This window comes from Microcystis sp. LE18-22.4A, from assembly GCF_027531105.1.
Classification (GTDB): Bacteria; Cyanobacteriota; Cyanobacteriia; order Cyanobacteriales; family Microcystaceae; genus Microcystis; species Microcystis aeruginosa.
In genome coordinates this window covers 1-6,494 of sequence record NZ_JAPZRB010000385.1, presented here as the reverse complement: position 1 = coordinate 6,494, position 6,494 = coordinate 1, and the positions used below count along the sequence as shown (strand labels likewise).

Genomic DNA, 6,494 nt, shown 5'->3' with positions numbered 1-6,494 from the left:
GAGTGATCGGGGGGAAAATTCCGGGACTTTTTCCCTGAAAATTAGGTAATTGACCCCTTCAAAATCGGTAAAACCCTACACCCCACACCCCACACCCCACACCCTGCCCCCAAGAAAAACTTTTTCAGCAAACCCTAATTATCTGTAATCAACCGGTATTTCTCATCCCTGCGGCAATACCATTAATCGTCATTAAAGCGCCCCTTAATAACTCCTCTTTAGAATAGCGGAAATGAATCACACCGGATTGAGCTTGACTGTTGTATTGACGTAAACGCTTGAGGAGAGACACCTGTAGGAAACCGAGGGGAACGATCGAACCGTTGCGTAACTGCACCGAGCGCTGTAAATTCGGATCATTATCCAATAAATGTTTCTCGCCGGTGATCTGGAGAACAATCTCGCTAGTGCGATTATATTCCTCTTTGATCCTTTCAAACAGACGTTGAAAACGTTCTCGATCTTCCTGTTTAGAAAGTTCACTGACGTAGTGATAGGCCATCTGTAGGTCCACCTTCGATAGAGTCATGTCTGCCTTAGAAATCACCATCTGGAAGAAAGGCCACTTGTGATAAAAATGGCGTAACAATTCCAAATTTCGGTTAGGAGAATCATCGAGAAACATCTGTAAAGCTGTCCCTAAACCATACCAAGCAGGTAAAAGAAAACGGGTTTGAGTCCAACTAAATACCCAGGGAATTGCCCGCAGGGTACTTAAATCCTGTTGACCACTTTTCCGGCGCGCCGGTCGGGAACTAATCTGTAAAAGACTAATTTCAGGAATGGGAGTTACGGACAGGAAGAAGTCTAAAAAGTCCGGTTCTTCATAAATCAAACTGCGATAGGTTTGCCGTGAACGGGTGGCCAACTCCTCCATGATGCGATTCCAGGGTTCGAGATCATCAAAACCACTGCCCAGTAAACTTGCCTGTATGACTGCCGTTACGGCCGTTTCGAGGTTATACAAGGCCAATTCTGGTAAAGAGTATTTCGAGGCTAAAACCTCGCCCTGTTCGGTGATTTTAATGCGACCGTTAATCGTTCCCCGGGGTTGGGCGAGGATAGCGGCGTAGGCCGGTCCACCACCGCGACCGACGGAACCGCCCCGGCCATGAAAAAGACGTAGATCCACGCCGTATTGTTTAGCGGTTTTTTGTAAAGCCTTCTGGGCCTTATGAATTTCCCAATTACTGCTCAAAAAGCCGGAATCCTTATTACTATCGGAGTAACCCACCATAATCTCCTGTAAATTACCCGGTTCGAGGATGGCCGGTTCCAGGGTCACTTCCTCCCCGTTTAAAGCCCCTAAATGGTCGTAACCGCCGGCTAGGGCTGCCCGATAGAGGGGCAATTCAAACAAAGTCTGCATGATGCCGGGGGCGTGTTTGAGGTCATCGACGGTTTCAAAGAGGGGAACGATGCGGAGGGAACTGCGGCTAGTGGCGGGGTCGTATAAACCGGCTTCTTGGGCTAATAACAGCACTTCTAGCACATCGCTGGCCTCGTTGGTCATGCTGATAATGTAGGTTTGGCAGATTTCCAGACCAAATTCCCCTTGCAGACTTCTTAAAACTCGCAGGGTTTCAATGGTTTCGCAGGTTCTTTCCGAGAAGGGCATTTCCCGGGGAATTAAGGGCCGACGGGTTTTTAATTCCCCCACTAACCAGGCGATTTTTTCTGATTCGCTTAATTGACCGTAGGGTTTGGGTAAAACTCCGAGATATTCGGCGATTTCTTCGATACATTCGGCGTGACGGGTGGATTCCTGCCGAAAATCTAACTGAGTCAGGACAAAGCCAAAAATCTCTACTTGGGCGATCAGTCGATCGAGTTCTTGACAAGAAAGACCGGTTTGCAAGAGACTGCGCTTTAATAGCTGTAATTCGGCTAAAAACTCGGAACCGGAGCGATAGATGTTGGTTTCGTTGAGTTTAGTTAATAATTGTCGTTCTTCCGGGTCATTGAGGCGATCATTGCGATCGCGCGTATTTTCCAGACGTTTTTGAATAAAGGCCAATTTGAGGCGATAGGGTTCCTGACGGTAGCGGATTGCTAACTGGCTATAGATTTCGGGCATTTGCTGTTTATCTCTGTCCAGGGAGTCCAGTAACTCCGGCAAGACGTGACACCAGTGCAGGGAGGCACTTAAAATACTGGTCAGGTCGCGAATAGCATCGAGATATTTTTTAATAACGAGATTGCGCTGATAACAGCAGGTTTTCCAGGTGACTTCGGGGGTAACGGAGGGATTGCCATCCCGATCTCCCCCGACCCAAGAACCGAAGCGACAGAAGTTATTTTTCGGCGCTCGTAAACGGGGAAAGGAGGATTCTAGACTTTGCTGCAGACGCAGGGTTAACTGGGGTAGGGAATCAAAGAGAACTTCATCGAAGTAGTGCAGGGCATAATCCACTTCATCGACGACGGTGGGTTTAAATTGGTGTAGTTCATCTGTTCGCCACCAAAAACGTATTTCTTCTTTTAACTGTTTGGTGACTGTCTGTGCTTCTCTGGAGTTAGTTAACCCCATACTGCGAAAGATTTCTTCTGCTTGGTCGAGTTTTTCGAGAATGCCTGAGATACGGCGCTGTTTAATGCGAATGGTATGACGGACAATTTCCGTGGGGTGGGCCGTGAAAACCAGACGAATATCTAACTGATCGAGAAGACGCTGAATTTCTTGGGGAGGGACGTTAACCTGTTTGAGATAGGGAAATAACCAGTGAAATAGTCCCGATTTTGGGCCGGAGTGATCGGACTCGTTCAGGGTTTTTTCTAGCCAATCGGCCCCGACAATGGTGGCTAAAAGGCTTTTTTGCGTTGGGTCAGCCTTGGGACTTTCGTTTTCTTCCCCGATCACCGTCCGTCGCAGTAGTTGCTGATCCCTTTGTTCGTAGTGTTGTTCGATTATATTTATTAACTGGAAATAGAGGGCAAAAGCGCGGGTAACTTTGATCGCTTCCCCTAGTTCCAAGTCTTCGATCATTTTGGCGATCATTGCTTCCGGACTATCATCGGTCACTTGTCCTTCCTCAGAACAGAGATGGCGCAGTAATTCCAGTAAATCGACTAATTCTTGACCACATTCGGAGACTAAGACTTCTTTCCATAAATCTTCGATTAATTTCAGTCTTTGCTGCAGAAACAGGTTGGAAGTGGTGAAAATATCCTGTTCGGTTTCGGTCGAGGGGACAAGGACGCTCATAATTTTAATCAGTAATCAGTAATCAGTAATCAGTAATCAGTAATCAGTAATCAGTAATCAATAATCAATAATCAGTGAAAAGAAAGCTCAGAACTTGCCACTTAATACTATTCACTGAAAACTCAAATCTGATCATTGACAACTGATCACTGATAACTGATCTATCGGGATTAGTTCTTAGGGTTGGTCAGAAATGAGATTATATCCCAAAGAATCACATTTTTTCCTATTTTTAACAAAAATTTCACTATTTTTGCCTCTTTTCAGGGGGCAAAAGGACTTTTTTTCGGTAACTTTTTCTAGAAAAGATTATTGGTCACTGTTGACCGGTAACTGATCGGGAATATTGAGAAGGGGCAAGCGATCGCCCCGAAAGATTTCCTCGCTGTCTTTCCCGACTTCTATCAACCAATTATTAATAGAACGTAGTCCCAAGTAGGATAAAAGAAAGGGACTGACCGCTAGACTAAGCAAAAGCTCGATCGGTTGAGTTTTCATGGCAATTTCTCGGTTAAAGGACGGCGTTTGATGCGACGAATCGGAAAATTAGCAATCAGGGCTGTAGTCCGTTGGTCACTTTCTAGGATCAACTCGGTTTCCTCGGTGTCGATATCAAGATAACGACTGACCACTTCTAAGATTTCTTGACGCATCATATTAAGAAGTTCGGGACTAAGATCGGCGCGATCATGGGCCAGAATAAGTTTTAAGCGTTTTTTAGCTTGGTCGCCACTTTTGCCCGAACCGCGCCATGCTAGAAGTTTATCGATCAGGTCATTCATAGTAGGTTAAGGGGTTGAGATGAGAGAGTTTAAGGCCCAAACAAGCGACGACGCAGACGAGTAAGAAAACCTTCTTGACCGGCCATTAAATCTAGAAACGGCACATCGCGACCCTGTAAACGCTGGGCAATGTTTCTAAAGGCCATGGAGGGGAGAGAGGTCTTCTCCTCTAATACTAATGGTTCCCCTTTATTAGTGGAAATAATAATTCTTTGATCGTCGGGAATAATCCCCAACAAGGGAATTACCAAGAGGTCGAGAATGTCCTCGACGCTGATCATCTGATTAAGTTGGATCATTTCTGGCCGCAGCCGGTTGACAATCAGACGGATACTCTTAATATCTTCGCTTTCTAGTAATCCCACCACGCGATCGGCATCTCTCACCGCCGACATTTCCGGAGTAGTAACGATGATCGCTTCTTGGGCAGCGGCGATCGCATTGCGAAAACCCATTTCAATTCCTGCCGGGCAATCAATCAATACATAGTCATAACTTTTTGACAATTGGGCGACTAAATCCTTCATTTGAGCGGCAGTAATCGCCTCTTTGGTGCGGTTTTGTGCCGCCGGTAATAAGACCAGATTTTCCTGTCTTTTATCCTTAACTAAAGCTTTATCAAGGCTACAATCTCCCGCCACCACATCGAGGGCAGTATAAACGATACGCTGTTCTAATCCTAACAATAAATCGAGATTTCTCAGTCCGAAATCGGCATCGACAAGGGCGACTCGACAGCCTAATTGAGATAAGGCTGAACCTAAGTTCGCCGTTACTGTCGTTTTACCAACTCCTCCCTTTCCCGATGTCACCACAATTACACGAGCCATAATTTATATCAGTTATCAGTTATCAGTTATCAGTTATCAGTTACCGGTTATCAGTTATCAGTTATTGGTTTGATAGAGTTGGGAGCATCTCACCTTTGTAACCCCTAAATCAGGTTTTTATGTCAAGCTATTTTGAAAGCCTTGCTAGAAACCAGTTTTAGTGATAAGTATAATTACTCACTTGCATAAATGAGATGCTCCCGATAGAGTGATAGAGTGATAGAGTTTTTCATTTCAACGCAGTTAATCCCTATTTTTACTGGTCCCTGAATCACTATTTACTGATCACTGTTTACTGGTCACTGATCACTTTTTTTCTACCCATCCCACTTTATCTTTAAAGGTGTAGGTTCTGGAAAAATTATAAGCCCCAATGATGCGGATTCCTCCTTCGCTGATACAGGCAATTTCTGGTTCCATGCGATCGCTATCTAAAGCCGGAGCGCGTGCCACTAATTCAGCGATCCTCAGTTGAGTTAAGTCGATTCGCAGGGCCATAATTACCGCTGCTCGATCGCCGCGGAATCCAGCATGGGCCACACCGCGTAAACTCCCCCAAACTAATATATCGCCATCAGCGACGATCGAGCCGCCGGGGTTGACATCGCCCATGATTATAACTGTACCCGGGTGACGGATTTCTACACCCGATCGCAGGGTGGTTTTTAAGTACAAAGGTTCGGCGAGGAGGGATGGCAGCGGTTGCTCGTCCCCGAAAACCGTCGGATTCGAGCGCATTTGTTCGACATTGTAACCCATGGTTGCCGCTGCTACTGCGGTTTGTCTTCTTTGGGTTTGGATGGTATGCAGGGGTAATTCGGCGCTGTCTAAAATTGTGGCGATCGCTTGTAGTTGGCGCGTATCCATCAGGCGATCGTTGGACCTTAGGTGTACTGGTGTTCTAGCGGGGCAGTTTTGGCCGCTATTACGGAGATAATATTTTAATCCTGTCAAGATATCTGTCCAATCCTGACTTGTCTCCCCAGCGCCGGTTTTGGGCAAAATTAGCACCAATTTCTCACCCTCGCTTTTTAGGTGGATTTGGGCGTATCTCTCTATTACCGAGGCTGATGGCTCAATTTTTTCGGTTTCTAGGTCGATTTCTTGATTTATTTCGGTTTTAGTTTCATCCATAAAGATAATTTTTTACTTAAACAAGACAAAGCGTAAAATAGCGATCAGCAAACCGACGGAAGCGGTAATCAGTGAACCCCCTAAAATGGTTATCAATGCCCAAATTTGATTTTTTTGACTGCCCTCAACTATTTTGAGGCGATTATCCATCCCTTCGACTCTTTCGGTTAATTTGGCCTGTCCTATCTCTAGGGATTTAACATCTTGCTTGATTTCCTTAATATCAGCCTTAATTTCGACGATATTATTCTCGATCGCCGTGAAACGAGTCTCGATCGCCGTGAAACGAGTCTCGATCGCTTTTTGTCCGTTGATAATTAAGTCTTCTAGCCTTTGCAGGTCCGTATCGGCAACAGTTTTCATAAAAATTAACCGGCTATCAGTATAGATGTTTCTTTAATTTTGACATCCTCACCGCCGTAAACGGACGGTGATTCCCAAACCTCACGATTTAGGTTTCTGCTTCTTTCCCGAAGGATTTTTCGCACCTGCCTTAACAGATTTACTCTGTTCTGGTCTTATGGTCGCTCTACAGACTGACAC

General features: G+C 45.5%; 6 protein-coding genes. All 6 read right to left on the bottom strand.

Going from position 1 to position 6,494, the window contains the following annotated elements; all coding sequences use genetic code 11:
• Positions 1-148: 148 nt before the first annotated feature.
• The 6 genes from ppc to O9295_RS17005 all read right to left on the bottom strand — a co-directional run bounded on the left by ppc (position 149) and on the right by O9295_RS17005 (position 6,314).
• On the bottom strand, positions 149-3,205 hold the full coding sequence (gene ppc / locus O9295_RS17030) for a phosphoenolpyruvate carboxylase (protein ID WP_288034049.1): 3,057 nt from the start codon (positions 3,203-3,205) through the stop codon (positions 149-151).
• A 309-nt stretch (positions 3,206-3,514) separates the two neighbouring features.
• Positions 3,515-3,703 (bottom strand): hypothetical protein, encoded by a 189-nt coding sequence (locus tag O9295_RS17025; protein WP_147069277.1) that lies wholly within the window; start codon positions 3,701-3,703, stop codon positions 3,515-3,517.
• The gene (gene minE, locus O9295_RS17020; RefSeq protein WP_147069276.1) at positions 3,700-3,987 is read right to left on the bottom strand and encodes a cell division topological specificity factor MinE; all 288 of its coding nucleotides are present in this window, start codon (positions 3,985-3,987) and stop codon (positions 3,700-3,702) included. Before minE ends, O9295_RS17025 begins: the two co-directional genes overlap by 4 nt.
• Before the next feature lie 29 nt (positions 3,988-4,016).
• The gene (gene minD / locus O9295_RS17015; protein WP_147069275.1) at positions 4,017-4,817 is read right to left on the bottom strand and encodes a septum site-determining protein MinD; all 801 of its coding nucleotides are present in this window, start codon (positions 4,815-4,817) and stop codon (positions 4,017-4,019) included.
• A 306-nt stretch (positions 4,818-5,123) separates the two neighbouring features.
• Complete coding sequence (minC, locus tag O9295_RS17010; RefSeq protein WP_288034045.1) at positions 5,124-5,951, bottom strand: septum site-determining protein MinC; 828 nt, start codon at positions 5,949-5,951, stop codon at positions 5,124-5,126.
• Between the two features lie 12 nt (positions 5,952-5,963).
• Positions 5,964-6,314, bottom strand: a complete 351-nt coding sequence (locus O9295_RS17005) for a coiled-coil domain-containing protein (RefSeq protein WP_002797081.1) — start codon at positions 6,312-6,314, stop codon at positions 5,964-5,966.
• Positions 6,315-6,494: the final 180 nt, after the last annotated feature.

What these genes read in the sequence shown, in the direction of transcription:
- ppc (WP_288034049.1), bottom strand. Translation starts at nt 3,205, where the DNA reads ATGAGCGTCCTTGTCCCCTCGACCGAAACCGAACAGGATATTTTCACC.
- O9295_RS17025 (WP_147069277.1), bottom strand. Translation starts at nt 3,703, where the DNA reads ATGAAAACTCAACCGATCGAGCTTTTGCTTAGTCTAGCGGTCAGTCCC.
- minE (WP_147069276.1), bottom strand. Translation starts at nt 3,987, where the DNA reads ATGAATGACCTGATCGATAAACTTCTAGCATGGCGCGGTTCGGGCAAA.
- minD (WP_147069275.1), bottom strand. Translation starts at nt 4,817, where the DNA reads ATGGCTCGTGTAATTGTGGTGACATCGGGAAAGGGAGGAGTTGGTAAA.
- minC (WP_288034045.1), bottom strand. Translation starts at nt 5,951, where the DNA reads ATGGATGAAACTAAAACCGAAATAAATCAAGAAATCGACCTAGAAACC.
- O9295_RS17005 (WP_002797081.1), bottom strand. Translation starts at nt 6,314, where the DNA reads ATGAAAACTGTTGCCGATACGGACCTGCAAAGGCTAGAAGACTTAATT.